This is a genomic window from Nocardia takedensis NBRC 100417 (genome assembly GCF_000308695.1).
In the GTDB taxonomy this organism is placed as follows: Bacteria; Actinomycetota; Actinomycetes; order Mycobacteriales; family Mycobacteriaceae; genus Nocardia; species Nocardia takedensis.
This window is the reverse complement of the sequence record NZ_BAGG01000259.1, coordinates 39,963-63,962: the sequence shown is the minus strand read 5'-3', so window position 1 is coordinate 63,962 and position 24,000 is coordinate 39,963. Positions and strand designations below refer to the sequence as shown.

General features: G+C 69.2%; 26 protein-coding genes. 12 read left to right on the top strand and 14 right to left on the bottom strand.

The genetic code is table 11. The annotated features are described in order from the left end of the window. Nucleotides 1-373, top strand: a 373-nt coding sequence (locus ON30_RS32365) for an IPT/TIG domain-containing protein (RefSeq protein ID WP_040713844.1), incomplete at its 5' end; no start/stop codon positions are given. 279 nt (nt 374-652) lie between these two features. On the opposite strand, the gene ON30_RS32360 is transcribed toward ON30_RS32365, so the two are convergent. Continuing rightward, nucleotides 653-898, bottom strand: a complete 246-nt coding sequence (locus ON30_RS32360; protein ID WP_040713800.1) for a hypothetical protein — start codon at nt 896-898, stop codon at nt 653-655. A 338-nt stretch (nt 899-1,236) separates the two neighbouring features. On the opposite strand from ON30_RS32360, the gene ON30_RS32355 reads away from it, so the two are divergent. Continuing rightward, nucleotides 1,237-1,599, top strand: coding sequence for a cupin domain-containing protein (locus ON30_RS32355; RefSeq protein ID WP_040713798.1), 363 nt, complete (start codon nt 1,237-1,239; stop codon nt 1,597-1,599). A gap of 7 nt (nt 1,600-1,606) precedes the next feature. On the opposite strand, the gene ON30_RS32350 is transcribed toward ON30_RS32355, so the two are convergent. Beyond that, nucleotides 1,607-2,323: an MBL fold metallo-hydrolase gene (locus ON30_RS32350; RefSeq protein WP_040713797.1), complete on the bottom strand. Its 717-nt coding sequence runs from the start codon at nt 2,321-2,323 to the stop codon at nt 1,607-1,609. A gap of 224 nt (nt 2,324-2,547) precedes the next feature. Here ON30_RS32350 and ON30_RS32345 point away from each other — a divergent pair, with 224 nt between their 5' ends. Beyond that, the gene (locus tag ON30_RS32345; protein WP_040713795.1) at nt 2,548-2,763 is read left to right on the top strand and encodes a hypothetical protein; all 216 of its coding nucleotides are present in this window, start codon (nt 2,548-2,550) and stop codon (nt 2,761-2,763) included. A 50-nt stretch (nt 2,764-2,813) separates the two neighbouring features. Next, nucleotides 2,814-3,818, top strand: coding sequence for a serine/threonine protein phosphatase (locus ON30_RS32340; protein WP_040713793.1), 1,005 nt, complete (start codon nt 2,814-2,816; stop codon nt 3,816-3,818). Between the two features lie 19 nt (nt 3,819-3,837). Here the strand turns inward: ON30_RS32340 and ON30_RS32335 are convergent, their stop codons facing one another. Next, nucleotides 3,838-4,818, bottom strand: coding sequence for an alpha/beta hydrolase (locus ON30_RS32335; protein ID WP_245554313.1), 981 nt, complete (start codon nt 4,816-4,818; stop codon nt 3,838-3,840). Nucleotides 4,819-4,941: 123 nt separating this feature from the next. Between ON30_RS32335 and ON30_RS32330 the strand changes: the two genes are divergently transcribed. Further along, complete coding sequence (locus ON30_RS32330; RefSeq protein WP_218006333.1) at nt 4,942-5,445, top strand: hypothetical protein; 504 nt, start codon at nt 4,942-4,944, stop codon at nt 5,443-5,445. 55 nt (nt 5,446-5,500) lie between these two features. Here the strand turns inward: ON30_RS32330 and fabI are convergent, their stop codons facing one another. The 10 genes from fabI to ON30_RS32280 are packed head-to-tail and all read right to left on the bottom strand — an operon-like array spanning nt 5,501 to nt 15,036. Then, nucleotides 5,501-6,283, bottom strand: coding sequence for an enoyl-ACP reductase FabI (gene fabI / locus ON30_RS32325; RefSeq protein WP_063719992.1), 783 nt, complete (start codon nt 6,281-6,283; stop codon nt 5,501-5,503). Further along, nucleotides 6,280-7,209: an aromatase/cyclase gene (locus ON30_RS32320; RefSeq protein WP_040713791.1), complete on the bottom strand. Its 930-nt coding sequence runs from the start codon at nt 7,207-7,209 to the stop codon at nt 6,280-6,282. The genes fabI and ON30_RS32320 overlap by 4 nt, the downstream gene beginning before the upstream one ends. Before the next feature lie 13 nt (nt 7,210-7,222). Next, complete coding sequence (locus ON30_RS32315; protein ID WP_040713790.1) at nt 7,223-8,008, bottom strand: SDR family NAD(P)-dependent oxidoreductase; 786 nt, start codon at nt 8,006-8,008, stop codon at nt 7,223-7,225. 10 nt (nt 8,009-8,018) lie between these two features. After that, nucleotides 8,019-8,999, bottom strand: coding sequence for a ketoacyl-ACP synthase III (locus ON30_RS32310; protein ID WP_040713789.1), 981 nt, complete (start codon nt 8,997-8,999; stop codon nt 8,019-8,021). After that, nucleotides 8,996-9,253 carry an acyl carrier protein gene (locus ON30_RS32305; protein WP_040713787.1) on the bottom strand — a complete coding sequence of 86 codons (258 nt, stop codon included), beginning with the start codon at nt 9,251-9,253 and terminating at the stop codon, nt 8,996-8,998. Before ON30_RS32305 ends, ON30_RS32310 begins: the two co-directional genes overlap by 4 nt. A gap of 28 nt (nt 9,254-9,281) precedes the next feature. Then, nucleotides 9,282-10,541, bottom strand: coding sequence for a ketosynthase chain-length factor (locus ON30_RS32300; protein WP_040713786.1), 1,260 nt, complete (start codon nt 10,539-10,541; stop codon nt 9,282-9,284). Next, nucleotides 10,538-11,812, bottom strand: a complete 1,275-nt coding sequence (locus ON30_RS32295) for a beta-ketoacyl-[acyl-carrier-protein] synthase family protein (protein ID WP_040713784.1) — start codon at nt 11,810-11,812, stop codon at nt 10,538-10,540. The genes ON30_RS32300 and ON30_RS32295 overlap by 4 nt, the downstream gene beginning before the upstream one ends. Further along, nucleotides 11,805-13,196, bottom strand: a complete 1,392-nt coding sequence (locus ON30_RS32290) for an FAD-dependent oxidoreductase (protein WP_157184025.1) — start codon at nt 13,194-13,196, stop codon at nt 11,805-11,807. Before ON30_RS32290 ends, ON30_RS32295 begins: the two co-directional genes overlap by 8 nt. Continuing rightward, the gene (locus ON30_RS32285) at nt 13,184-13,504 is read right to left on the bottom strand and encodes a TcmI family type II polyketide cyclase (RefSeq protein ID WP_040713782.1); all 321 of its coding nucleotides are present in this window, start codon (nt 13,502-13,504) and stop codon (nt 13,184-13,186) included. Before ON30_RS32285 ends, ON30_RS32290 begins: the two co-directional genes overlap by 13 nt. Before the next feature lie 44 nt (nt 13,505-13,548). Continuing rightward, nucleotides 13,549-15,036, bottom strand: a complete 1,488-nt coding sequence (locus ON30_RS32280; RefSeq protein WP_051030297.1) for an FAD-dependent monooxygenase — start codon at nt 15,034-15,036, stop codon at nt 13,549-13,551. A gap of 238 nt (nt 15,037-15,274) precedes the next feature. Between ON30_RS32280 and ON30_RS32275 the strand changes: the two genes are divergently transcribed. From ON30_RS32275 to ON30_RS32250, 6 genes are read left to right on the top strand one after another with little or no spacing between them, the layout of a single operon-like run. Further along, the gene (locus ON30_RS32275; protein ID WP_040713780.1) at nt 15,275-16,819 is read left to right on the top strand and encodes an acyl-CoA carboxylase subunit beta; all 1,545 of its coding nucleotides are present in this window, start codon (nt 15,275-15,277) and stop codon (nt 16,817-16,819) included. Between the two features lie 25 nt (nt 16,820-16,844). After that, nucleotides 16,845-17,033, top strand: a complete 189-nt coding sequence (locus ON30_RS41560; RefSeq protein WP_040713779.1) for an acyl-CoA carboxylase epsilon subunit — start codon at nt 16,845-16,847, stop codon at nt 17,031-17,033. Then, on the top strand, nt 17,030-18,814 hold the full coding sequence (locus ON30_RS32265) for an acetyl/propionyl/methylcrotonyl-CoA carboxylase subunit alpha (protein WP_040713778.1): 1,785 nt from the start codon (nt 17,030-17,032) through the stop codon (nt 18,812-18,814). Before ON30_RS41560 ends, ON30_RS32265 begins: the two co-directional genes overlap by 4 nt. Before the next feature lie 16 nt (nt 18,815-18,830). Beyond that, nucleotides 18,831-19,580, top strand: a complete 750-nt coding sequence (gene fabG, locus ON30_RS32260; RefSeq protein WP_051030296.1) for a 3-oxoacyl-ACP reductase FabG — start codon at nt 18,831-18,833, stop codon at nt 19,578-19,580. Between the two features lie 14 nt (nt 19,581-19,594). Next, on the top strand, nt 19,595-20,041 hold the full coding sequence (locus tag ON30_RS32255; protein ID WP_040713777.1) for an FAS1-like dehydratase domain-containing protein: 447 nt from the start codon (nt 19,595-19,597) through the stop codon (nt 20,039-20,041). Beyond that, nucleotides 20,038-20,454 carry a MaoC/PaaZ C-terminal domain-containing protein gene (locus ON30_RS32250; protein WP_040713776.1) on the top strand — a complete coding sequence of 139 codons (417 nt, stop codon included), beginning with the start codon at nt 20,038-20,040 and terminating at the stop codon, nt 20,452-20,454. The genes ON30_RS32255 and ON30_RS32250 overlap by 4 nt, the downstream gene beginning before the upstream one ends. 107 nt (nt 20,455-20,561) lie before the next feature. On the opposite strand, the gene ON30_RS32245 is transcribed toward ON30_RS32250, so the two are convergent. Continuing rightward, nucleotides 20,562-21,554, bottom strand: a complete 993-nt coding sequence (locus ON30_RS32245; protein ID WP_218006332.1) for a ParB/RepB/Spo0J family partition protein — start codon at nt 21,552-21,554, stop codon at nt 20,562-20,564. A gap of 904 nt (nt 21,555-22,458) precedes the next feature. On the opposite strand from ON30_RS32245, the gene ON30_RS40540 reads away from it, so the two are divergent. After that, nucleotides 22,459-23,988, top strand: a complete 1,530-nt coding sequence (locus ON30_RS40540) for an FAD-dependent monooxygenase (RefSeq protein ID WP_281004779.1) — start codon at nt 22,459-22,461, stop codon at nt 23,986-23,988. Nucleotides 23,989-24,000 lie beyond the last annotated feature (12 nt).

The window sequence follows — 24,000 nt, the reverse complement described above, 5'->3', positions numbered from 1 at the left end:
ACCGTTTCTCGTCAACTCGAGTACGCAGATCACCGTGATCTCCCCGGCGGGGACGGGCACCACCTCGGTCACCGTCACCACCCCCGGCGGCACCAGCAACGGCCTCACCTACACCTATGTCGCGGCCCCCACCCTGTCCTCGCTCTCGCCGGTGGCCGGTCTGCTCATCGGAGGGAACACGGTGACCATCACCGGCACCGGGTTCACCGGAGCCACCGCCGTCACCTTCGGTACCACGCCCGCGACATTCACGGTCAACTCCAGCACGCAGATCCGGGCGACGGCCCCAGCAGGCCCCTTGCTCGGAACCGCCTCGGTCACGGTCACCACGCCGGGCGGCACGAGCAACGGCCTCACCTACACCTATATCTGAGATGCCCTATGAAACAGCGAGATTCGCACAGGTGTCCGCGACACCGATCCGGCCGACCGACGCCGGCTCCGGTCTCCGGAAAAGTACCGAGCTCGCCCGGCAGAACTACCGGCACGGCGGCGAAACTCGCGAAGGGTGCGCATCGTGCGGGAATGCCCGCAGACTGTGCCGAGGAAGCCACGGTCGGCCCGATCCCCTCGGGCACGACATGCCCGAGGGTTGGCCGTGGCACCGCCGACCGATCTGGCGTCCAACCTCGCCGAAGTGGGTTCTAGCCGGTCAGTACGGAAGCCCGTCGGGGTAGCACACGGGACGCCACAGCGTTCCGCAGAAGAAGTTGTCCAGCATGGCCGAACCGCTGCCGATCACACGGTTGCCGATCGCCTCGGACTCGACCACCTGGGTCTCGGCCTGCTGGAGCTCGATCGCCCCGGATTCCGTCAGCGCCTGGGCGGGAGCGACCGACATCGTGACCGCGCCGGCCAGCAGCGCGCCCGCGACCAGGGAGCGATGTACTCGCATCATGTCGAACCGATCTTTCTCGAAGGGAGCCGGTCACGGAGTGACCTCGATGACTGCATCGAGGTCACGAAGCCGCTGTTACCGCCGAACCCGTTGCGCCACAACGGAAGAACTATGGTCTTGCGAACCTCGCGCCCGCGCCGTATCGCCGATCGGCTTGCGAGCACGCACCACACCTCCTAGAATGTGATGCGCATCACATCAAGCGACGAGGTGTGGATTCCGCGTCGCGGCGGCACAGGCCGGGCCGGCACTTCCGGTCGGCGAACCCCTCGACGGCGAACCCGCGACGCGATCGATCCACCTGGACAACGGGGACAGCAGGATCGAGGAGAACGACCATGTCCGGTTTGGTACGCAAGAGTTTCGATGCCCCGGAGGAGACGCGCGAGTTCGAGCAGCACAAGGGCAGACTGGATCTCGTCAATCTCGACGGCGGCCCGGTCGGCAGGGCGGTCTTCGAACCCGGCTGGCGATGGTCCGAGCACGTCAAGCCGATCGCCCACACCGACAGTTGCCAGGCCCCGCACATGGGCTACTGCGTGTCGGGGCATATGGCGGTCGTCATGGACGACGGCGAGAAGATGGAGTTCGGACCGGGCGATTTCATGATCGCGCCGCCGGGTCACGACGCCTGGACCGTCGGCGACGAACCGTTCGTCATGATCGACTGGCAGGGCGTCGCCGACTACGCCAAACGGTGAGCCGGGCTCAGGCGCTGAGCCTGTTGTCGTAAACGTCGGCGAGGTCGGTCAACGCGGTGGCACAGTCGCCGCTGTAGCTCGAACCGTGCATGATCGCCAAGGTCGTCGGACGCAGTCGCGCGAGTCTGCGCAGGGTGGCCGGAACGGCGGGCCCCAGCGACGTCGCGTGGAACAGATCCTCGGCGGCCTCGGCCGGACCGATCAGGTCGGCGGCGGTCAGGGCGGGGCCGTCACCCAACTGGGTCATCAGGTCGCCGCAGAACAGCACGCCCGTGGTCTGCTCGTAGAGCACCCGCGCTTCCCAGTTGTGCGGGGCGTGCGGGGTGTCGAAATGCTGCACCCGCCGGTCGCCCAGATCCATGACCTCGCCGTCGGCCAGCCGGCGCGGCGCGCGGTCGGCCAGGTCGTCGATCGAGACCATGCACCCGAGTTCACCGTGCGCCACCTGCGCGCGCGGCGCGGCGGCGAGGAAGGAGTTCATCGCCCCGCATTCGTCGGCCTCGACGTGACCGAAGGCGATCCAGCGCAACTGCTCGACCGGCCGGATCCGGGCCACCGCCTCGGACACCAGCGGGAACAGGCCGCGCATACCGGTGTGGAACAGCAGGGGTTCCTCGGCGTCGACGAAGAACTGGTTGAAAGTGAAGCCGTCGGGCCCGATCTCGGGGACACAGGTGGAGATGCGGTAGATCCGCTCCGCGATCTCGTCGGTATGGGTGTGCATATCCTCTCCCGTGACGATGCCGACCCCACTCCACCAGCGATTTTACTCCCTCGCCGACCGTTCGGCGGTGCCGAGTCCCGCCAGGATTATGCGGAGGTTGCGACCCCACTGGGCGTCGTCGGCCCGGAGGCCGAGGGTGTGCGAGTCGGTGGCGACGCCGGCCAGGAGGAAGGCCACGTCCTGCCAGTGATGTCGCGCCGCATCCGACCGGAGTCCTGGGCCGCGTGGACCATGCGCTCGAGGCGGGCGCGGATCTCGGCCAGCAGGCGGTCCAGTCCGGGGATGCCCACGCCGCCCAGGGCTTCGTTGGCACCGCGACCGAGGACATCCGAGCCGACGCGACCACGGTCCCGACCTTCGCGGACGGTGTCCGCCTGCACCGCCTGCTCGATGCCGTGCGTGCCTCGTCCGAGACCGGCGCCCGCATCGGCGTCGCCTGACCACCGGATCGCTCCGGCAGCCGCCGGGGGTTCGGTGGCAGGATCGGTGGATGACGATCGACAGGATCGACCGACATCGACGACTGACGACTGTTCTGGGTTCCCACAGCGACATTCGTATCGCCGAGCTCATCGAGCAGGCGCGTCCCAACAGCGTCGGGGTCGGAGGCGGGACGGCGATCGCCGAGGTCGGCGGGACGTCGGTGTTCGTCAAACGGATTCCGCTGACGGATCGGGAACTCGCCCACCCCGGGTCGACGGCGAATCTGTTCGAGTTGCCGCTGTTCTGTCACTACGGCGTCGGCGGGCCGAGTTTCAACGCCTGGCGCGAGTTGGCCGCGAATGTCGAGGTGACCGAGAGCGTGTTGCGCGGGGCCACGCGGGCCTTCCCGATGCTGCACCACTGGCGGGTGCTGCCCGGACGCGCGCCGATCGCCGACGACCACGCGGACATCGAGGCGGTGGTCGCCGCCAACGACGGGCACCCGGCGGTGCGGGTTCGACTGGCGGCGTCAGCGGCCGCGTCGTGGAGCCTCGTGCTGTTCAGCGAGTATGTTCCGCGGTCGATCGTGGAGTGGTCGCGCGTGGACCCGCGAGGCAAGGCGGGGACCGTGGAGCGGCAGTTCTCGCAGATCGTGACGTTCCTGCGCGAACGCGAGTTGCTGCACATGGACGCGCATTTCGGCAATCTGCGTGTCGAGGGCGACGACATCCGGCTCGCCGATTTCGGGTTGGCGACCTCGCCGCGATTCGAGCTGTCGCCGGACGAACGCGACTTCGTTCGACGCCATGTCACCCACGATGCGGACTATGCCGCGATGCGATTGGTCAACTGGCTGGTGACCGAGGTGTGCGGTGTGCCGATGCCCGAGGTGGGCGGACCGGTGGAGCGCAACGAGTATGTGGCGCGGTGCGCGGCCGGAGACGTGCCGCAGGATGTATCGCCGGAGGTGGCGGCGATCCTGCGGCGGCACGCGCCTGCCGCCGCGAGGATGAACGCCTTCTACTGGAAGTTGTTCGACGGCGAGGTCCATACGCCGTATCCCGGACCGTGATCGCCGCCGCCGTGGCGCGCTAGTTCGCGCGGGCGCCGAGCGAGGCCGCCAGGAACGGCCACGAGTCGCGCAGGTCGTCGTCCCAGTAGCCCCACGAGTGGGTGCCGGTGGGGCGGTCGTTGAGGGTGACGGGGATGTTCAGCGCGTTGAGCCGGTCGGTCAGGTTGACGGTGCAGTAGCGGATGGCGGCCTCGATCGGGCCGCCGAAGGCCAGTTGGACGGGCAGCGGGATCCGGCCGTCCTGGACGCGCGGGTCGGCGGGGGTGTCGTGCGGGCCGGGCAGTCCGCTGCCGGTGCTCAGGTAGACCGCGGTGCCGCGCAACCGTTCGGCGTTGACCAGCGGGTCGTTGGCGCGCCACAGCGGGCTGTCCGCCGGGCCCCACATGTTCTCCACGCTCTGTCCGCCACCCCAGTTCTCGACGGTGATGCGGACGAATTCGTGGCCGACCGGATCGGAGGTCTGCGCGCATCCGCTGTAGGAGGCGACGCTGCGCCAGAAGCCGGGTTTGGCGATGGCGAGGTTCAGCACCGAGGTCCCGCTCATGGACACGCCGGCGAGCGCGCGGTTGCCGTCCGCGCCCAGCAGTCCTTCGATGACGGGCGGCAGTTCCTCGTTGAGGAAGGTCTGCCATTTGTTGTAGCCGAGGACGGAATCCGCGCGGATCCAGTCGGTGTAGTAGGAGTTCGCGCCGCCGACCGGGGTCACCACGTTGACGTCGCGGTCGCGCAGGAAGCCGACGGCGTCGGTCTGGGCGTCCCATCCGCTGCCGTTGGGGCCGCCGCCGGAGCCGTTGAGAAGGTACAGCGTCGGGCGCGCCTTCGAGGTGTCGGCGGCCCGGATGACCTGCACGGGGATCGAGCGGTTCATCGCGGCCGAGTACACCTCCACGGTTTCCAGGCGGGTGTCGGGGGGCGCGGCGCTCGCGGTGGGGGCACTGGTCAGCGCGCCGACCAGTGCCAGTCCTGCGAGTGCGGTTCGTGCCGATCGCGATGTGCTCAATGCGGAACCTCTCCATCCCTGGGTGCGGGCGTTGTGCCCGTTCGACACCAGGACTTCGCGTCGGTCTGGGCCGCGGATCGGTCGCGCGTATCGGCCCCCGGCGAACTGGGCGACACTGGAGGGATGAGCGATGACGCGAAAACACCCAATCCCTACGGTGTTCCGAGCACGTCGGGGCCCAAGCCGATCCGGGGCGCGCAGGCCCAGATCAACAAGGTGGTGCGCGGGCTGCTGAACGTGCCGGGTTTGTCCCGTGTGGTGGGTAGGCGATTGATCACGCTGCACGTGGTGGGCGTGAAGTCGGGCAAGACCTACGACGTTCCGGTGGCCTACACCCAGCAGGGTTCGACGTTGCTGATCGGGACGACCACCCGGCCGTGGGTGCGCAATCTGCGGCCCGGGACCGCGCTCACGGGCAGCCGGGGGCGCGGTCGCGAACGGTTCGATCCGGTGGTGCACACCGACGAGGAGTCGGTGCTGCGCCTGTTCGAGATCGTGGCCCGCGACAACAGGAACAACGCGGGCTACAACGGGATCGGCTTCGACGCGGCGGGCGAGCCGAACAAGGCCGACATCTACCAGACCTGGCAGCGGGGCGGGGTGGTGATCGAGTTGCGTCCGAGCTGACGCCGTTGTCAGTCGAACGGGTTCGTCGCGACGCTGCGACCGAGCCGTCGGCGGCTCAGAACCGGGCGACCCCGCCGGTGACGTGGAATCCGCCGTCGACGTGGACGATGTCGCCGGTGGTGCCCGCGAACCAGTCCGACAGCAGCGCCACGCAGGCGCGGGCCGTGGGATCGGCGTCGGTCACGTCCCAGCCGAGGGGCGCCCCCTCCTGCCAGGCGCTCTCGAATTCGGTGAAGGTGGGGATGTTCTTGGCGGCCGTGGTGCGCAGCGGCCCCGCCGCCACCAGGTTGACCCGCACACCGCGTCGCCCGAGGTCACGGCTGAGGTAGCGGGAGGTCGACTCGAGCGCCGCCTTCGCCACGCCCATCCAGTCGTAACCGGGCCAGGCGATGGCGGCGTCGAAGTCGAGGCCGACGACCGAGGCGGGGTTGCCCAGGATCGGCAGACACGCGGTGACGAGCGCTTTGAGCGAATACGCCGACACGTGCATCGTGGTCGACACGTCCGCCCAGGTGGTCTCGAGGAATTGTCCGCCCAGCGCGGTCTGCGGCGCGAACGCCACCGCGTGCAGCACGCCGTCGAGTCGCCCGCAGTACGCGCCGACCCGGTCGGGCAGGGCGGCCAGATCGTCCTCGCTGGTCAGGTCGAGTTCGATGAGCGGCGCCGGTTTCGGCAGCGAATCCGCGACCAGACCGGTGATCCGCGCCGCGCGCCCGTAGGAGGACAGCAGCACGTTGGCCCCCTGCTCCTGGGCGTAGCGGGCGACCGCGTAGGCGATGGACGCCTCGTTGAGCACGCCCGTGACCAGGATGTTCTTATCCTCGAGCAGCCCGGTCACCGGCCGGCGCCGATCAGTTCGTCGGCGCGGCGCAGCGTGGCCCTGCTGTTACCGCCGATCGACTGGCGGACCAGGCCCGCGGCTTGTTCGACGGTGGCGTCCACGCCGAGCATCTCCAGGATCGCCCGTTCCTCGAGCACGACGGTGTGCCGGGCGACCGCGGTGCCGTCCTCGCGGACGTCCCACGAGCCGACGTGGGCGGTGAGGAACGCGGGCAGGGTCTGCTGCTTGTAGACGATCCGGTTGGGTGGCAACAGGATTCGCACCGAGGAGGTGGCGTGGGTGCCGCGTTCCGCGGGCCCTTCGGCGCTGTCGAAGGTGTGCATGTCCAGGGTCTGGATGCCCGCCTTCTCGGTGAGCGCGACCCGGGCCACGTGCGGGATGAGGGTGGGCCACTTGTCCGCTTCGGCGAGGAAGTCGTAGACCCGGATCCGTTCGGCGTCGATGGGCACCTCGTCCTCGAAGTCGACGACCAGGTGGCTGCGCACGGCGGCGTCGCGCAGCGAGTCGAGTTCGGCCTCGGAGTTGTGGTTCACCACCGCCTCGATCTTGTCGAGTGTGTCGGCGCTGTCGTCCTCGGAGGTGAACCAGTGCTGGAACACGACTTTCGCCGAGGTGTCGTCCACCGGGGTGATCGCCCATTCGCCGCGCATCGAGGCGACCGGGCGGACCGGACTGGTCTGGCGGAACTCGATGCGCCTGCCGCCCGGGTCGAGAGTCCGGTGCGACACCCAGCTCTTGACCTCGGTCCCGGCGAAGGCCCAGATCCGCAGGCGCTGTTCGGCCTGATCACCAGGGGTCAGGTATTCGACGTGGACGGTGGGGGTGAAGATCACCGGCCACCGTTCGGCCCTGGCGATGAAGTCGTAGACGGTGTCGGCGTCCGCGGGCACCGTGACGACGTGCTCGGTCCGGCGAGTCTGCATGGCAGTGCTCCTGTCAGTAGTTGCCGAGTCCGCCGCAGACGTTGATCGCCTGCGCGGTGATGGAATCGGCGGTGTCGGTGAGCAGGTAGCCGACCAGGCCCGCCACCTCTTTCGGCGTGGAGTACCGACCCAGCGGGATCTTGGCCTGGAAGCGGTCCAGGACTTCGTCCTCGCTGATCTTCCAGCCCGCGGCGTAGCCCTGGCGGACCTTGGCGGCCATCGGCGTCTCCACGTAGCCCGGGCACACCGCGTTCACGGTGACCCCGGTGCCCGCCAGTTCCAGGCCCAGCGCCTTGGTGAAACCGACCACGCCGTGCTTGGACGCCGAGTACGGCGTGGCGTAGATGACGCCCTGTTTGCCGCCGGTGGAGGCGATGTTGATGATCCGCCCCCACGGGCGCGCGGCCAGTCCACCCGAGGTCAGGACCTCGCGGGTGACGCGGAAGGTGCCGGTCAGGTTGGTGTCGATCACCGCGGTCCACAGTTCGTCGGTGATGTCGGCGGTGACCCCGCCGCCGCCGCGCCCCGCGTTGTTGACCAGGATGTCGATCTCGCCGAACCGCTGCACCGCCGCCGCGACCAGGGACTTCACGTCCGCGGCGGAGGAGATGTCGGCGACCGCGCCGTCGACCTCGAATCCCTGGCCGGTCAGCGCCTCGACCGTGGTCTTGACCTCTTCGGCCCGGCGCGCGCACAGGAACACGCGATGGCCCGCCGCGCCCAGGGAACGCGCGATCTCCAACCCGATTCCGCTGGTGGCGCCGGTGACCAGGGCGACCCGCTTGCTCTCGACTGTCATTGTCACTCCTTCAGGGGATCTCGACGACTTGGCCGGCGTAGACCAGACCGGAACCGAAGCCCATCGTCAGTGCGTTCATTCCGCTGGTCATCGCACCGTCGGTGACCAGTCGGTCCAGGGCGAGCGGGATGGAGGCCGCCGAGGTGTTGCCGGTGTCGGTGATGTCGTAGGCGACCACCACGTCCTCGCGGAACCCGATCTGGCGCACCAGTTCGTCGGTGATGAGGCGGTTGGCCTGGTGCGGGACGAAGGCGTCCAGATCGGTCACCTTCATCCCGGCCATCTCCACCGAGCGTTTGGCCACCTCGGCCAGTTCGGACACCGCCCAGCGGTAGACCTGCCAGCCCTTCATGCCCAGGCGCGGCCAGGGCAGCGACGCGTCGGTGCGCAGCGCGGGGTCCCAGTAGCCGGTCATGCCCACCGCGCCGGCCCGCGAGCCGTCACTGCCCCACACGACCGGGCCGATGCGCGAGACGTCCGACGGCGCGACGACCGCGGCCCCCGCGCCGTCGGCGAACAGGAACGCGGTGGCCGGGTCCTGGTCGTCGAGGATGTCGGTGATGCGTTCCGCGCCGATGACCAGCACGTGGTCGGCGGTGCCCGCTTTGACCATGTCCGAGGCCAGCGCGAGGGCGTAGGGGAAGCCGGCGCAGGCCGCCGAGATGTCGAACGCGCCCGCCTCGGTCGCCCCGATGACGTGGGCGACCTCGGAGGCCAGCGACGGCATCTGGACCAGGTGCGTGGTCGTCGCGACGACCACGCAGCCGATCCGGTCCGCGGTGAGATTCGCCTGCCGCAGGGCCGCCGTGGCCGCCTCGACGGCCATCAGCGACAGCGGTTCCTCGGGTCCGGCGTATCCGCGCCGTTCGATGCCGGAGCGTTTGCGGATCCACTCCTCGCTCAGGCCGAGGCGTTCGGCGATCTCGGAACTGGGCACCGACCGACGCGGCCGGTAGACCCCGATCCCGGCGATGCGGCTGTGGCGTGTCATCGCAGGCCCACATCGAGCTGACTGGTCACGTAGTCGAGCAGTTCGCCCGGCGTGGTGAGCTTCTCCATCACTTCGTCGGGCACCGAGAGGCCGTAGTCCTTCTGGATGCGGGTCACCAGTTCGAGCACGGCCAGCGAGTCGAAGTCGAATTCGCCGAATTCGGTCTCCAGGAAGCCGTCGCCGAGGGCGAGGTCGGGGTCGTGGGCGACCAGGCGCATGGTCTCTTTGAGGGTGTCGGCGGTCAGTACGGACATGTCGAATTCCTTTGCGATGGTGTGTCGGTCACTGCGGTGCGGTCACGACGACCGCGGAATTGAATCCGCCCAGCCCACGTGCGAGGACGAGGGCGTGGCGGATCGGATGTGGACGCGGCTCGGCCAGGACCAGATCCAGCGCGAAGCCGGTGTCCTGGTCGGTCACGTTCACGGTCGGGGGGATCACCTGATCCCGGATGGCGAGCAGGGCGGTCACCAGGTCCAGCGCACCGCCCGCCGCGTAGAGTCGCCCGGTCATGGTCTTGGGCGCGGTGACGGGAACGCCGCGCGGACCGAACACCCCGGAGATCGCCTCGGCCTCTTCGCGATCCGCGGTCCGCAGACCCCAGGCGTCGGCGAAGACGACGTCGATCTCGGCGGGGGTGAGTTCCGCGTCGGCGAGGGCCAGTTCGATGGCGCGGCGCAGTCGCGAGACCCGCCTGCCGCGCGGCGGGTCGTAGGCGGTGCCGTCGCTGACGGCGTCCTCGGTCTCCTCGAGGCGGTCGAACGTGGCGGCGTAGCCGGTGATCCGGCCGTAGTGCCGCTCGACGCCGCGCGCGCGGGCGGCCTCGGCGTCCTCGACGACCAGGATCGCGCCGCCGTTGCCGGGCAGGTATCCGCCGGCCTCGCGGTCGAACGGGATGTAGGCCCGCGACGGGTCGGTGTTGGTGCTCAGCAGTCCGGTCGCGATCTGGAAGGCCAGGCCGCCGGGCGACATCGACGCGTCGCTGCCGCCGGTCACCATGAGCGGGGTGCCGCGTCGGACCTGACGCCGGGCGTGCGCGACGGCGTCCAGGCCGCCCGCCTGTTCGGCGGCCAGCACCAGCGCGGGCCCTTTCATCCCGTGCCGGATCGACAACTGGCCCGCGGTCGCGGCGTAGAACCAGGCCACCGCCATGTAGGCGGAGACGTGGTTCGGGCCGCGCGACCAGAGTTGCTGTAATTCGCGCTGGCCGAACATGATTCCGCCGGAGGAGTTCGCCACGGTGACGCCCATGTCGAATTCGGGCAGCGCGGCGGGTTCCGCGCCCGCGTCCGCCAGGGCCATGACGGTGGCGGCCATCGCCAACTGGGTCATGTGGTCGGTCTGCGCGCGGAATTTGCCGGGGACGTAGGCCGCCGCGTCGAGGTCGACCTCCCCGGCGAACTTCACCGGGTACGGGCTCGCGTCGAACAGTTCGATCGGTCCGATCCCGCTCTCCCCCGCCAGGGTCGCGCGCCAGTACTCCTCGGTGCCGACGCCGTTCGGGGCGGCGACCCCGACACCGGTCACGATGGTGGTGGTCACGGCGTCCTCCGTTCCGGGGCCGAGAGCACCATGGCCGCCTGGAACCCGCCGAACCCGCTGCCGACGGTCAGCACCGTGTCGGTGCGCTGTTCACGCGCCACCAAGGGCACGTAGTCCAGATCGCATTCGGGGTCCTGTTCGGTGAGATTCGCGGTGGGCGGGACGATCCCGTCCCGGATGGCCAGGACGCAGGCCGCGATCTCGATGGAGCCGATGGCGCCCAGCGAATGGCCGACCATCGATTTGATGGAACTCATCGGCACCCCGTAGGCGGCCTGACCGAGCGCCTTCTTCACCGCGGCGGTCTCGTGCAGGTCGTTCTGCCGGGTTCCCGAGCCGTGCGCGTTGACGTAGTCGATGCTCGCGGGGTCGACCCGGGCCTGGTCCAGGGCCGCGCGGATCGCCTCGGCCAATTCGAGGCCGTCCTTGCGCAGGCCGGTCATGTGGTAGGCGTTGGCCCGGTTGGCGTAGCCGATGACCTCGGCGAGGATGGTCGCCCCGCGCCGCTTGGCGTGCTCGTACTCCTCGACCACGAACACCGCCGATCCCTCGCCGAGCACGATGCCGTCGCGGTCGCGGTGGAACGGGCGGCAGCCCGCGGCGGGGTCGTCGTTGCGCGGTGTGGTCGCCTTCAGCGCGTCGAAGCAGGCCATGGTGATCGGGGTGATGGGGGCGTCGGTGGACCCCGTGATCATCACCTCGGCCGTACCGTCCTCGATCAACTGCACCGCGTGGCCGACCGCGTCCAGACCGGACGTGCAACCCGCCGAGACCACGACCGCGGGCCCTTCGGCCTGCGCCGCCCAGGCGACCTCGGCCGCCAGCGAACTCGCGGCGATGTAGGAGTAGGAGTAGGGGACGGTGTAGCGGTGATCGACCAGCCAGTCGCGGCCGCCGTCGCTGATGGCGACGTACTCCTCCTCCATGCGGGTCGAGTTGCCGACGGCGCTGCCGAGGCTGACCCCGATCCGCGAGCGGTCGGCCACTTCGTCCAGACCGCTGTCGGCGATGGCCTCGCGGGTCGCCACCAGCGCGAACTGGCCGGCGCGGTCCAGGCGGCGGACCTCCTTGGGGGACAGCCCCTCCCGATCCGGGTCCAGATCGACCTCGGCGGCGATGCGGCAGCGGAACGGCGCGGGGTCGAACAACGAGATCGGGCGGGTCGCGGTGCGTCCCGCGGTCATACGGGCCCAGAACGCCTTGGTTCCGATACCCCCTGGTGCGATGACGCCGACGCCGGTGATCACGGCACGGCGAGAAGTGCTAGGCATGGCTACCCGCTTTCAGGACCACCGGATCGGTGGGATGTGCGGACCGGCGCGGCAGGGCCTCGCCGGGAACGGTGGATGACCCGCCCGGACCCTGGACGGCGTGCCCGTCGGGTCGGATGGTCAGTCGTAGGTTCCGCGTGCCCGGATCGGTCACGAGGATGGTCCGGCGACCGAGCGCCGACTCTTCGTCCGGAGCGAGCGGTCGCCCGAGTTCCCGGGACAGCGCGGCGGGCGAGATCCGCGGTCCCACACCGGTACTCGACGGGTACCGGGTGTCCAGGCCCGCGATCGACCGCGCGATGTCCTCGCGGAAGCTCGCCGACCCCGCCAGGCGCTCGCGCAGGACTTCGGCGCGACTCCGGTCGGGACCGAAGATCACCGCTTCCTGGTCGCGGACCTCCTCCTGCATCCTGGCCGTCGCCTCCGCCCGCTCGGGACCGTAGGTCTCGACCACCTCGGCGGGCGCGCCGCCGAGCACGGCCGCGAGTTTCCAGGCCAGGTTGTAGACGTCCTGGATGCCCGTGTTGAGCGAACTGCCCCCGACGGGCGGTTGGTCGTGGGCCGCGTCCCCGGCGAGGAACGCCGAACCCACCTGCCAGTCCCGCACCGTCGCGCAGGCGTTGGAGAAGGTGTCCAGCCAGACGCATTCGCCGCCGTCGACGCGCTCTCCGGTCGCCGCCAGCCAGTCCCCGGCCACCTCCGCGAAACTCGGTGCGGCCGAGGCGTCGTAGTGCGGGCAGTGCAGCATCAGCCGGGTGGTGCGCGGGGAGATCGCCCCCGCGGCGGCCACCGCGTCGCCGTGCCGCTCGAATCGCCTGCGCGCCACCTCGATTCCCGTGACGTCGCACCGGACCATGTGCCGACTGGCCCGCGTCGTGGTGACGCCGAAATCCAGGGCCGCGCGCACGGTGCTCTCGCGCCCGTCCGCGCCGACCAGGATCCGGCTCTCGTGGGTCACGCCGTCGGCGGTGTCGGTCAGCACGGACGGTGGCGCGATCCGCGCGCCGACGACGGCGACACCGGAGTCGATCACGGCGCCGTTGCCCGTGGCCCAGTCCCGCAACATCCGCACCAGGCGGGGCTGCGGGATCGTCCACAGACCCGCCCACGGGCTGTCGAGGTGTTCGAGATCCACGGGGACGCCCCCGTAGTGACCGAACATCGACCGCGGATGATCCTCGAGTCCGGGCACGCCCAGGGCCGAGAGGATCTCCATGGCGCGGGAATTCAGTGTGCTGGCGCGGGTCTGGTCCGGGATCTCACGATCGCGTTCCAGAACCAGCACCGAGGCCCCGTGCCCGGCCAGCGCGCCCGCGAGCAGGCTTCCGACCGGGCCCGCGCCGACCACGACGACATCCCAGCGGCGGACGGTCACCGCTGCCACCGGTAGAAGCACGAGGCCATCGCGTCCTGCGGGCCGGACCAGTTCGGGTTGTAGGGGTCGAAGAACTGGCGCAGGTCGGCGCTGATCTGGATGAACCGCGGATCGGTGCGCGCCTGTTCGACCCGGTCGGCCCCGTGGTCCTCGGCGAAGTCCTGCGCGTGGATGTAGAGGTCGTTGAAGTTGAACAACTGCCGCCGCAGGGTTCCCATGCGCTCGGGCATCTCGGTCTTGTCGAACTCGCCGAACAGTTCGGCGATCGACTCGAGGTCGGGCTTCTGGAACTTGGCGATGATCAGGGTGGAGAACATGGGTATTCCTTTCGGTTTTCTCGGGACCGCGGTGGACGTCGATGTCACCGCTCGGGGCCGAACCAGCGCCGCAGCGCCGCGTCCAGCGGTTGGTCGGACCGCGAGGTCCAGGCCACGTATCCGTCGGGCCGGACCAGCACTTCGACGCCCTCGGGCGTCGCGGCGGTCCTGACCTCGACGCGGTCGGCTCGACCGCGCAGCGCGGCGGAGTCCGCCCGTCCGCCGTCGGTGGTCAGCAGCACGCCCTTCCCGCCGCGCAGCAGGCCGACGGGCGGTCCGTCCGCGCCGGGAACGCGCAGGTCGCGGGTGGGCAGCAGACGTCCGATCGGTTCCGGTCCGCCGTCGGCGAAGTCGTAGCGCAGTGACATGCCGCTGACCTCGTCGGCGAGGATCTCCGCCGCGCCGGGAACGGCGGTCAGCCCGCGCAATACCTCGCGCAAGGGGTCGACCTCCGCGCCCCTGAGGAACAACTGTCCCTGGGCCCGGGTGTCGGCCAACAGATCCGCCGCCGCGTACCGACGTTCGGTGTCGTAGGTGTCGAGCAGTCCGTCCGGAGCCCAGCCCTGGATTTCCGCCGCCAGTTTCCAGCCGAGATTCACCGCGTCCTGGATCGAGACATTCATCCCTTGTCCGCCCGCGGGCAAATGGGTGTGCGCGGCGTCGCCCGCCAGGAATATCCGATCCTTGCGGAACGACGGTGCCATTCCGGAGGCGTCGTTGAAATAACTGGCCCAGCGGACCTTTCCGGACGGCAATTCATCCCCGGTGACATTCCGATATGCGTCCTGGAGATGCCGCTCCTCCACCCGGACACCGCGTTCCAGCGGTTTCGCGTCGAAATCACACACGATGAGCCGGTCGATCCGCTCGTCGAGCGGACCCGACATCACCATGCCGTTGGCGGTCTTCTTCCCGAATTGATTGTTCGGTAGCCCTGCGTGTTCGACATCGGCCAACAGCATTTGCACCGTCGGTGGTGTGAGCGGATAATCGAGCGACGCGATGGCGCGGACCTTGCTGTGCGCGCCGTCGCATCCGACGACGTAGCGCGACCGCACCACGATCGTCCCGTCGGGTCCGGCGGCGACCGTCTCGAGACCGTCCGCGGTCTCCCGGATCTCGCTGACGGTGTAGCCGCGCAGCAGCTTCGCGCCCAGGCGTTGCGCCCTGGTGCGCAGCACTTCCTCGGTCCGGTACTGCGGGAACCGCATCACCGGCAGGTAGGGCGAGGACAGGTGCTCGCCCGCGATGACGATGCCCGCGAAATGCACGGCGGGCACCCGTTCCAGTTCGCCGAATTCCGCGAGCATGTCGCGGTGGGCGAAGATCTCCTGGGTGCTGGAGGTGAAACCCAGCGCCCGCGATTCGGTTTCGGGGGTGACCGACGTGCCCAGTGCCAGGCAGTCGACACCCCACAAGCGGAGTTCGGCCGCCAGCGTCAAACCGGTCGGGCCAATTCCCACGACGAGTACGGGGACTTCCGTGACAGTGGTGTTCCCGTCATTCACTTCGGCGCTCAATTCATTGTCCATAATTCCCTCGCGCTGACTGGTGACGACTCGAATTTAGAGCCGGCCGTCACTGTTCAACAAGCGCCGCACATCGGGGGTTCAACTGCATATCCGCAGCTGTTGAACACATTTGCCGACATTGCGATCAATACTCGATCCGAGGTTTGATGACGCCAGTCACGACCTTCGCTCGGGGCATATTCACATCGGGTGCGGCCGTTCGCGCCGCCCCTCATTCGACGAACGTACGGAGACCCAGATGCACAAGCTGGTCGAGGAGCTCGGGCTGCGCAGACACGCGGCCGCCGATGGTGACCACACCGCTACGACGGAACGTCAGCACGCGAGCGGCAAACTCACCGCGCGCGAGCGCATCGCCTTGTTCCTCGACGCGGACTCCTTCCAGGAGATCGAACCGTTCCGCCGCCACACCGCGCACGGTTTCGGCCTCGAGGCGCGCCGCCCGGCCGGTGACGGCGTCGTCACGGGCTGGGGTACGGTCGACGGCCGGACCGTGTTCGTCTACGCGCAGGACTTCCGGCTGTTGGCGGGCACGGTCGGTGAAGCACATGCCGCCAAGATCCACAAGGTGATGGACATGGCCATCGCAGCGGGCGCGCCGCTGGTCGGCCTGTTCGACGGCGCGGGCGCGCGCATCCAGGAAGGGGTTTCGGCGCTGGCGGGCTTCGGCGGCATCTTCATCCGCAACACCAGGGCATCCGGTGTCATCCCGCAGATCAGCGTCATCCTCGGGCCGTGCGCGGGCGGCGCGGCCTACAGCCCGGCGCTGACCGATTTCGTGTTCATGGTGCGCGAGACCTCGCAGATGTTCGTCACCGGACCCGACGTCGTGGCGGCCGTGACCGGTGAGAGCGTCACGATGAACGAACTCGGCGGCGCGGACGTGCACGCCGCGAAATCCGGTGTCGCGCATTTCGCCTACGACGACGAAGCCGCCTGCCTGCACGACGTGCGCTACCTGCTGTCGATGCTGCCCGCCAACAATCGCGAACATCCGCCCGCCACCCGCTGCGCCGATCCGGCCGACCGGCGCGCGGACGATCTCTACACCCTGGTGCCCACCGAAGCCGGGCGGCCCTACGACATGCGCGCCGTGATCGCCGAACTCGTCGACGACGGCGAGAGTTTCGAGATCCACGAGGGCTGGGCGGCCAACATCGTCTGCGCGCTGGCGCGTCTGGGCGGGCAGGTCGTCGGGATCGTCGCCAACCAGCCGAGCACCCTCGCGGGCGCGCTCGACATCCACGCCTCGGAGAAGGCCGCGCGTTTCGTGCAGACCTGCGACGCCTTCAACATCCCGCTGCTCACCCTGCTCGACGTCCCCGGATTCCTGCCCGGTGTCGGTCAGGAACACGACGGGGTCATCCGGCACGGGGCCAAACTGCTCTACGCGTTCTGCAACGCGACCGTGCCCCGGATCTCGATCGTGGTGCGCAAGGCGTTCGGCGGCGCGTACATCGTCATGGACTCGCGGTCGGTGGGCGCCGATCTGGCCTTCGCCTGGCCGACCAACGAGATCGCCGTCATGGGGCCCGACGGCGCGGCCAATGTCGTATTCCGCCGCGAGATCGCCGATTCCGACGATCCGGCCACCGCACGCGAACAGAAGATCAAGCAGTACCGGGCCGAGTTGATCCACCCCTACTACGCGGCCGAGCGCGGATATGTCGACGACATCATCGACCCGGCCACCACCAGGGCCACGCTCATCCGGAGTTTCGCGATGCTGCGTGACAAGCACGCCGACCTGCCCGTGCGCAAGCACGGCAATCCTCCGCAGTAGTCCCCCGGCAGAAAGGTCGCCGACCGTGTCCGACACCGTCACACTGAAGATCGAACGAGGCAATCCCACCGACGACGAGATCGCCGCCCTGCTCGGCGTGCTCGCCGCGCTCGCGCACCGGGAGGCGGCCCCGCCGACCGCGGTCCGCCGCCTGCGCGTCGTGCCGAATCGCGTCGACTACGTCGCCGCGCGCAGTTGGCAGGTGGCCGCGTGAGCGCGCCCGCCCGGCCCATCGCCAAGGTCCTGGTCGCCAACCGGGGCGAGATCGCGGTGCGGGTCATCCGGGCGGCCAGGGACGCGGGCATCGCCAGTGTCGCGGTCTACGCGGAACCGGACGCGCACGCGCCGTTCGTCGCGCTCGCCGACGAGGCGTTCGCCCTGGGCGGGACGACCTCGGCGCAGTCGTATCTGTCGATCGAGAAAGTCCTCGACGCCGCGCTGCGGTCCGGGGCGGACGCGGTCCATCCCGGCTACGGATTCCTGTCCGAGAACGCCGATTTCGCGCAGGCCGTCGAGGACGCGGGCCTGATCTGGATCGGGCCGAGTCCGCAGGCGATCCGCGACCTCGGCGACAAGGTGACCGCGCGCCGCATCGCCGACCGCGCACGCGCACCGATGGCCGCGGGTACCCCGGGGCCGGTCGCCACGGCGGCCGAAGCCGTCGAATTCGCCGAACGTCACGGTGTTCCGGTGGCGATCAAGGCGGCCTTCGGCGGCGGCGGCCGCGGCATGAAGGTCGCCCACAGCATCGCGGAGATTCCGCAGTCGTTCGATTCGGCGGTGCGCGAGGCGACCGCGGCGTTCGGGCGCGGCGAATGCTACGTCGAGCAGTACCTGGATCGGGCCCGCCACGTCGAGGCGCAGGTGTTGGCCGACATGCACGGCAACGTGATCGTGGTCGGCACCCGGGACTGTTCGTTGCAGCGACGCTTCCAGAAATTGGTGGAGGAGGCGCCGGCGCCGTTCCTGTCCGAGGCGGTGCGCGCCGAGATCCACGCCTCGGCCAAGCGGATCTGCCGCGAGGCGGGCTATCACGGCGCGGGCACTGTGGAATACCTGGTGCAGGGCGAGACCGTCTCGTTCCTCGAGGTCAACACCCGCCTGCAAGTGGAACATCCGGTGACCGAGGAGACGGCGGGCATCGACCTGGTCCGTTGGCAGTTCCGTATCGCCCAGTGCGAGGAACTGACCATCACCGAGGACCCCGCGCCGCGCGGGCACGCCTTCGAGTTCCGCGTCAACGGCGAGGACGTCGGCAGCGGATTCCTGCCCGCGCCCGGCACCGTGACCACCTACGTGGAACCGGCCGGGCCGGGCGTGCGGGTGGATTCGGGCGTGGTGGCGGGCAGTGTGATCGGCGGCCAGTTCGACTCGATGCTCGCCAAATTGATCGTCCACGGCGAAGACCGCGAGCAGGCGCTGGGGCGGGCGCGCCGCGCGCTGGCCGAATACCGGGTGGAGGGGTTGGCGACGGTGCTGCCGTTCCACCGTCTGGTCGTGGAGCATCCGGACTTCCTCGGTCGCGTCGACGCCGACGGCACGCCGACCTTCGACGTCTACACCAAGTGGATCGAGACCGACTGGGACAACACCGTTCCGCCCCACGTCGGAGGCGGGGTCGCCGACGCCGAGGACTCCGCGCCGCGACAGCGGATGGTCGTCGAGGTGGGCGGCAGGCGACTGGAAGTGTCGCTGCCGGAACAATTCTCGCTCGGCTCCGGCACGCCCCGCAAGAAGCTCACCCCGCGACGGCAGAGCGGCGGGAACGCGACGGCGGCGACCGGGGACGCGGTCACCGCGCCCATGCAGGGCACCGTCGTGCAGGTCGCCGTCGAAGAAGGACAGAGCGTGAGCGTGGGTGATCTGATCGTCGTCCTGGAGGCCATGAAGATGGAGAACCCGGTCAACGCCCACCGCGCCGGCGTGGTCACCGGCCTGGCCGTGGCCCCGGGCGCCGCCATCACCCAGGGCACCGTCCTCGCCGAGATCAAATAGCCGCCGGAGGCACACCATGAACGCCGCACCCCCCATTCCCGCACCCACCGACACCGCACCGCCGCGCACCGTGCTCGTCACCGGCGGCAACCGCGGCATCGGCCTCGCCATCGCCCGCGAATTCCTCGACGCGGGCCATCGGGTCGTCGTCGCCAGCCGTGACGGCACCGGGCCCGAAGGCGCGCACGCCGTCGCCTGCGACGTGACCTCGACCGAATCGGTGGACGCCGCCTTCGACGCCGCCGAGGACCTCGTGGGCGGGCCGATCGACATCGTCGTCGCCAACGCGGGCATCACCCGCGACACCCTGCTGATGCGCATGAGCGACACCGACTTCCAGGACGTCGTCGACACCAATCTCGCGGGCGCGTTCCGCTGCTCGCGCCGAGCCAGCAAGGGCATGCTGCAGGGCCGCTACGGCCGGTTCGTGTTCGTCTCCAGTGTGATGGGCCTCTACGGCTCGCCCGGCCAGGCCAACTACGCCTCCGCCAAGGCCGGACTGGTCGGCCTGGCCCGCAGCATCACCCGCGAACTCGGCAAACGCAACATCACCGCCAACGTCGTCGCACCGGGATTCATCGAGACCGAGATGACCCGGTCGCTGTCGAAATCCCAGCGCGAGACCTACCTGGCGGCCACGCCCGCGGGCCGCTTCGCCCAACCCGAGGAGGTGGCGCGGGTGGTCCGGTTCCTCGCGGGCGAGAACGCCGCCTACATCAGCGGGGCGGTCATCCCGGTCGACGGCGGTCTCGGAATGGGCCACTGAGAAAGGTCGAGAACATGGCAGTCAACACGACGGTCGAGGGGCGGGTCTATCCGCCGACCGCGCCCTACCTGGTCTCGCGCGCCAAGATCGCCGAATTCGCCGCGGCGGTCGGCGCGCACGACGCGGCGCACACCGATGTCGAGGTAGCTCGCGCGCGCGGCTACGACGACGTCATCGCGCCGCCCACTTTCGCCGTGCTCATCGCGCAGCAGGGATGGGCCCACGTCATGGCGGACGAGGAACTGGGCATCGACTACGCCCGACTCGTGCACGGGGCCGAGCAGATCGTGCACCACCGACCGCTCGTCGCGGGCGACGAGGTCACCGCGCACACCCGACTGGACCGGGCCCAGAACGTCGGCGGCCACTCGATGGTCACCCTCGTCACCGAACTCGAGGTGGCCGACGAGATCGTCACCCGCACCACCAGCCTGGTCGTCATCAGAGGGAGCCGAGGATGAAGGGAGCCTACGAAGTGGGCCGTCCGATCAGCGAACGACGCATCCATCTCGACCGGGCCACGCTGGTCCGCTACGCGGGGGCCAGCGGCGATTTCAACGCCATCCACTGGGACGAGCACACCGCCCGCTCCGTCGATCTGCCCGACGTCGTCGCGCACGGGATGTGGACGATGGGCGCCGCGATCCAACTCGTCGTGGACTGGTGCGGGGACGCGGGCCGGGTCACCTCCTACGGGGTGCGCTTCACCGCCCCCATCCCGGTGCCGCGCGAGGGCGGCGCGGACATCGACGTCGAGGCCAAGGTCGAATCCGTCGACGGCGACCAGTTGACCATCGAACTGACCGCCTCCAGCAACGGCGCCAAGGTGTTCACCCGCGCGTTCGCCACCGTGGCGGCGCGCGAGCTCGGCTGATCCCCTACGACCGACCTCGATCCCGCGTCGGGCCGCAACGCACGGCGCGGGGTCGAGGTCGTGCCGTCGGAACTCAGGCCGTCTCGGATCTCAGGCCGTCTCGGATCTCAGGCCGAGGGGTCCACGACCCGCGACCGGAAATCCAGTTCGCCGCCGAGCTTCTCCCAGATCGTGGAGTAGTGCCGCGCGACCTCGGCGAGCACGCCGATCCAGTGCGGCGGCACGGCTTCGATCATGTCGGTGCGCTGCATCTCCAGCATGGCGGTGGCCTGCAACAACCGCAGCAGCGTTCGTCCCTGCTCGCTGTGGCGCACCGAGGGGTCGCGCAGCAACTTCGGCAGCACGTCGGTGGGATCGATCGTCTCGGTCTCGGCCTCGGCGTCCCGATCCGCGGCGCGATCCTCGGCGACCGGAGCCTCCGGTTCGGCGTTCTTGGCCGTCGCGTACTGATCGGGCACGGGGGGATCGCCGCGCTCCAACCGTTTGCGCACGTCCAGCACCGTCGCGGGTGAGATGCCCGTGGTGCGCGCGATGTAGCGCAGCGAATGCCGCTCGTCACTGGAGAGCAGTTCCGCGGCGCGCATTCTCGCCTGACTGCTGTCCAGCGGGCGGACCCGGCCGTCGCGCCCGACCCGCACCTCCGATTGCGCGGGCCGATTGGTCGAGCGCCCGCGGATCGAGGCGATCGTCCTGGCCGCCAGGCCGGTGAGCTGGCCGATCGCGCGGTCGGACATGTGCGGGTGGGTCATGACGATGCGTTCGGCCGCGACCCGACGTTCGGTGCGCGTCAACGGGAGTCCGTGCTCGACGTTCTCCTTGACCGCCCGCAGGAACAGGTCCGATTCGCTGCCGTCGTAGAAGATGACATCGATCGTCTCCTGGCCCTTGAGCGAGGCCGCGAGCAGGCGGTGCATGCCGTCGACCACGCGCAGGGTCTGCTTGTGGACCAGGATCGGCGGCAAGGGCGCGTCGGTCTCGGCCAGCAATTCGATGTGCGCCTTGTTCTCGCCGCCCAGGCGTGGTGAGAAACTGCCCCGCAGCGCGGTGATCGGCATCTTGTGGACCCCGGGTCCGCGGCCCGCGTGGTCGGTCGCCGCCACGCCGGACTCGCCCGAGGCCGTCCCGGGCGGCGCGTCTCCCCCCGGCGGCTGCCCAGTCGGCGCGGGTTCTTCTTCGGTGGATGGAAAGGTCTGTCTGTCAACTGCATTGGACACGGTGTACTCGATCGACATATGCCTGCCCCCTCGTATGCGTGTTCTTCGCAACTCGTCTGCCCTAGACCAGTGCGTCCTCTCTCCAGGTCGTGCCGGGCGCAGGCGAGTAGGAGCCTTTCCCGGCGGCGTTATCGCCTGCGAAGTCGACGGATCCGGAAACGCCGGTCCCGTCACCGGCCGCCGCCCGATCAATGGCAGGGCGCGGCCACGGCTTCGTTGCCGATATGGCAGATCAACGGTGAATTGCCGGACATGTCATCGATCGAGACAACGCGAACATCGTGTGATGAAATGGACATCACCGACAAAACGGACGCGCAGAATCGGTCAGCATGTTCTACGGGGGCGGCCGAACGAAGCGGGCCGCACATATCTCGATACTTCGACTGACACGCACCCCCCGGGGCTGGAGAAACAACACTCTGACAGTACCCTGCGTTTCCGATGCCTAACCTGCGTCGGGGACGAAATTGGCGAGGACCGGCCACCGGGATCGAAATCTATCGAATGATTCTCACGACCGCCAGAGAAGGTCGACCACCCGGAGGATCAGTTATCGAAATCGGCTATCGCCGCAGCGGAACCGGAATACAGTGGGGGCGATGGGCTTTAGCTGATCGTTCAACTGAGAAGGCAACGCAGTTGAACCTTCCCCGGTTCGGGCGATACTGGTCCGACGGGTGATCCCCGAAGCACGCTGTCGGGCGCGTCCGTTTGTCCATGTCCGCATGAGTCGTCCTCGGTCGCGCACGAATTCGCGCCGAATCAGGACCGCGTATCACGCGGCGGATTGCATTTCTGTAGTCGTAGGAGGAAATCGGTGGTCACGAGCGCGGAAGCGGATGTCGTCATCGTCGGTGCGGGCCCGTCCGGCCTGATGGCGGCGGGCGACCTGGCCGGAATGGGACATCGGGTCGTCGTCCTGGAGAAGCGGCCGAAGACCAGATCCAATCTCACCCGGGCGTTCTCGGTGCACGCCCGCGCCCTCGACCAGCTCGCCGTACGCGGGGTCGCGGCCGAGATCATCCACGCGGGAATGCCGGTCGGATCGCTTCCGCTCATCGGCGCGCTGGATATCGAGTTCAGCGAACTCGACACGACGTTCCCGTTCATGTTGGTGGTCCCCCAATTCGTGGTCGAACGAGTTCTCGAAGCACGCGCGGTGGCGGCTGGGGCGACCTTCGTCCACCATTGCGAGGTAACCGGTGTGGAACAGGACGACAATGGCGTCCGAGTGAAATACGCCACCCCGGAGTCGGACGGCGGTCCACCGGTCGACCGAGAATGGCGTGCCGCCTACGTCGTCGGCGCCGACGGAATCCACAGCCGGGTGCGGGAATCGCTCGGCATAGAATTCCCCGGCGAATCCGTATTGACGTCGGTCATCATCGCCGACGCGAAGGTGGACTATCCTCCCGAAAAGGGATTGGCCATCGAGGCGAATGGTCACGGATTCTCCTTCGTCTGCCCCATCGAGAACGGTTATTATCGCGTTCTGGCCTGGAACAGCGACACGCCCCAATACGTCAGCGACGACATAGATTTCGCCGAACTCAGTGAACTCTGCGATATCGTTTTCGAGCGCCGGGTGGGATTGCATTCGCCGCGGTGGATCTCCCGCTTCCACAGCGACGAACGACAGGCGACGCGGTATCGCAGTGGGCGCGCGTTCCTCGTCGGCGACGCGGCCCACGTCCATTCGCCCGCGGGCGGACTCGGCATGAACGTCGGAATCCAGGACGTCGCGAATCTGTCGTGGCGCCTGCACGCCACGCTGCGCTCGGGTGAGGACCGCTTCCTCGCCGACTACGAGGCGGAGATGCGGCCCATCGGCGCGCGCGCCCTGGTCGACTCCGGCAACCTGGTGCGCGGGGCGACCCGCTTGAGTTCGATCCCCGCTCCCCTGCGCTGGCTGGTCATGGCCGTGGCCAACAACTCGGGGGCGTTCGGGCGCAGATACGCCTTCGGGATCGCCAAGTCGCTGTCGGGCATCGAGACGACCTGCGGCGGTTCCGGGGTCGACGGCGTCGGCGCGTTCTGGAGCGGGGCCGTGACCGGCGCCGAGATCAGGACCCATTTGAGCGCCGGACATTTCGTGCTGGCGACGCCGTGGGCCACCGAGGCCACCGACGCGGCGGCCCGCGCGGGCGAGGTCACCGTGGTCCTCGACCCGCTGTGCCGGAACAAGGCGCTGCTGGTGCGGCCCGACGGCTACCTGGCCTGGACGGGCGCGCCGGACTCCCCCGACCTGCCGGGCGCGGTCGCCCAGCGCGTCCCACCCGCGGCGAAGGGGCAGGTCCGCGCTCTGCGCTCGAGCTGAACCGTCCCGGTG

Coding starts and splice junctions, on each gene's coding strand:
- ON30_RS32315 (WP_040713790.1), bottom strand. CDS start 8,008: ATGACAGTCGAGAGCAAGCGGGTCGCCCTGGTCACCGGCGCCACCAGC.
- fabG (WP_051030296.1), top strand. CDS start 18,831: ATGAACGCCGCACCCCCCATTCCCGCACCCACCGACACCGCACCGCCG.
- ON30_RS32255 (WP_040713777.1), top strand. CDS start 19,595: ATGGCAGTCAACACGACGGTCGAGGGGCGGGTCTATCCGCCGACCGCG.
- ON30_RS32295 (WP_040713784.1), bottom strand. CDS start 11,812: ATGCCTAGCACTTCTCGCCGTGCCGTGATCACCGGCGTCGGCGTCATC.
- ON30_RS32340 (WP_040713793.1), top strand. CDS start 2,814: ATGACGATCGACAGGATCGACCGACATCGACGACTGACGACTGTTCTG.
- ON30_RS32310 (WP_040713789.1), bottom strand. CDS start 8,999: ATGACACGCCACAGCCGCATCGCCGGGATCGGGGTCTACCGGCCGCGT.
- ON30_RS32360 (WP_040713800.1), bottom strand. CDS start 898: ATGATGCGAGTACATCGCTCCCTGGTCGCGGGCGCGCTGCTGGCCGGC.
- ON30_RS32275 (WP_040713780.1), top strand. CDS start 15,275: ATGCACAAGCTGGTCGAGGAGCTCGGGCTGCGCAGACACGCGGCCGCC.
- ON30_RS32330 (WP_218006333.1), top strand. CDS start 4,942: ATGAGCGATGACGCGAAAACACCCAATCCCTACGGTGTTCCGAGCACG.
- ON30_RS32320 (WP_040713791.1), bottom strand. CDS start 7,209: ATGCAGACTCGCCGGACCGAGCACGTCGTCACGGTGCCCGCGGACGCC.
- ON30_RS32250 (WP_040713776.1), top strand. CDS start 20,038: ATGAAGGGAGCCTACGAAGTGGGCCGTCCGATCAGCGAACGACGCATC.
- ON30_RS32285 (WP_040713782.1), bottom strand. CDS start 13,504: ATGTTCTCCACCCTGATCATCGCCAAGTTCCAGAAGCCCGACCTCGAG.
- ON30_RS32280 (WP_051030297.1), bottom strand. CDS start 15,036: ATGGACAATGAATTGAGCGCCGAAGTGAATGACGGGAACACCACTGTC.
- ON30_RS32355 (WP_040713798.1), top strand. CDS start 1,237: ATGTCCGGTTTGGTACGCAAGAGTTTCGATGCCCCGGAGGAGACGCGC.
- ON30_RS32350 (WP_040713797.1), bottom strand. CDS start 2,323: ATGCACACCCATACCGACGAGATCGCGGAGCGGATCTACCGCATCTCC.
- ON30_RS32305 (WP_040713787.1), bottom strand. CDS start 9,253: ATGTCCGTACTGACCGCCGACACCCTCAAAGAGACCATGCGCCTGGTC.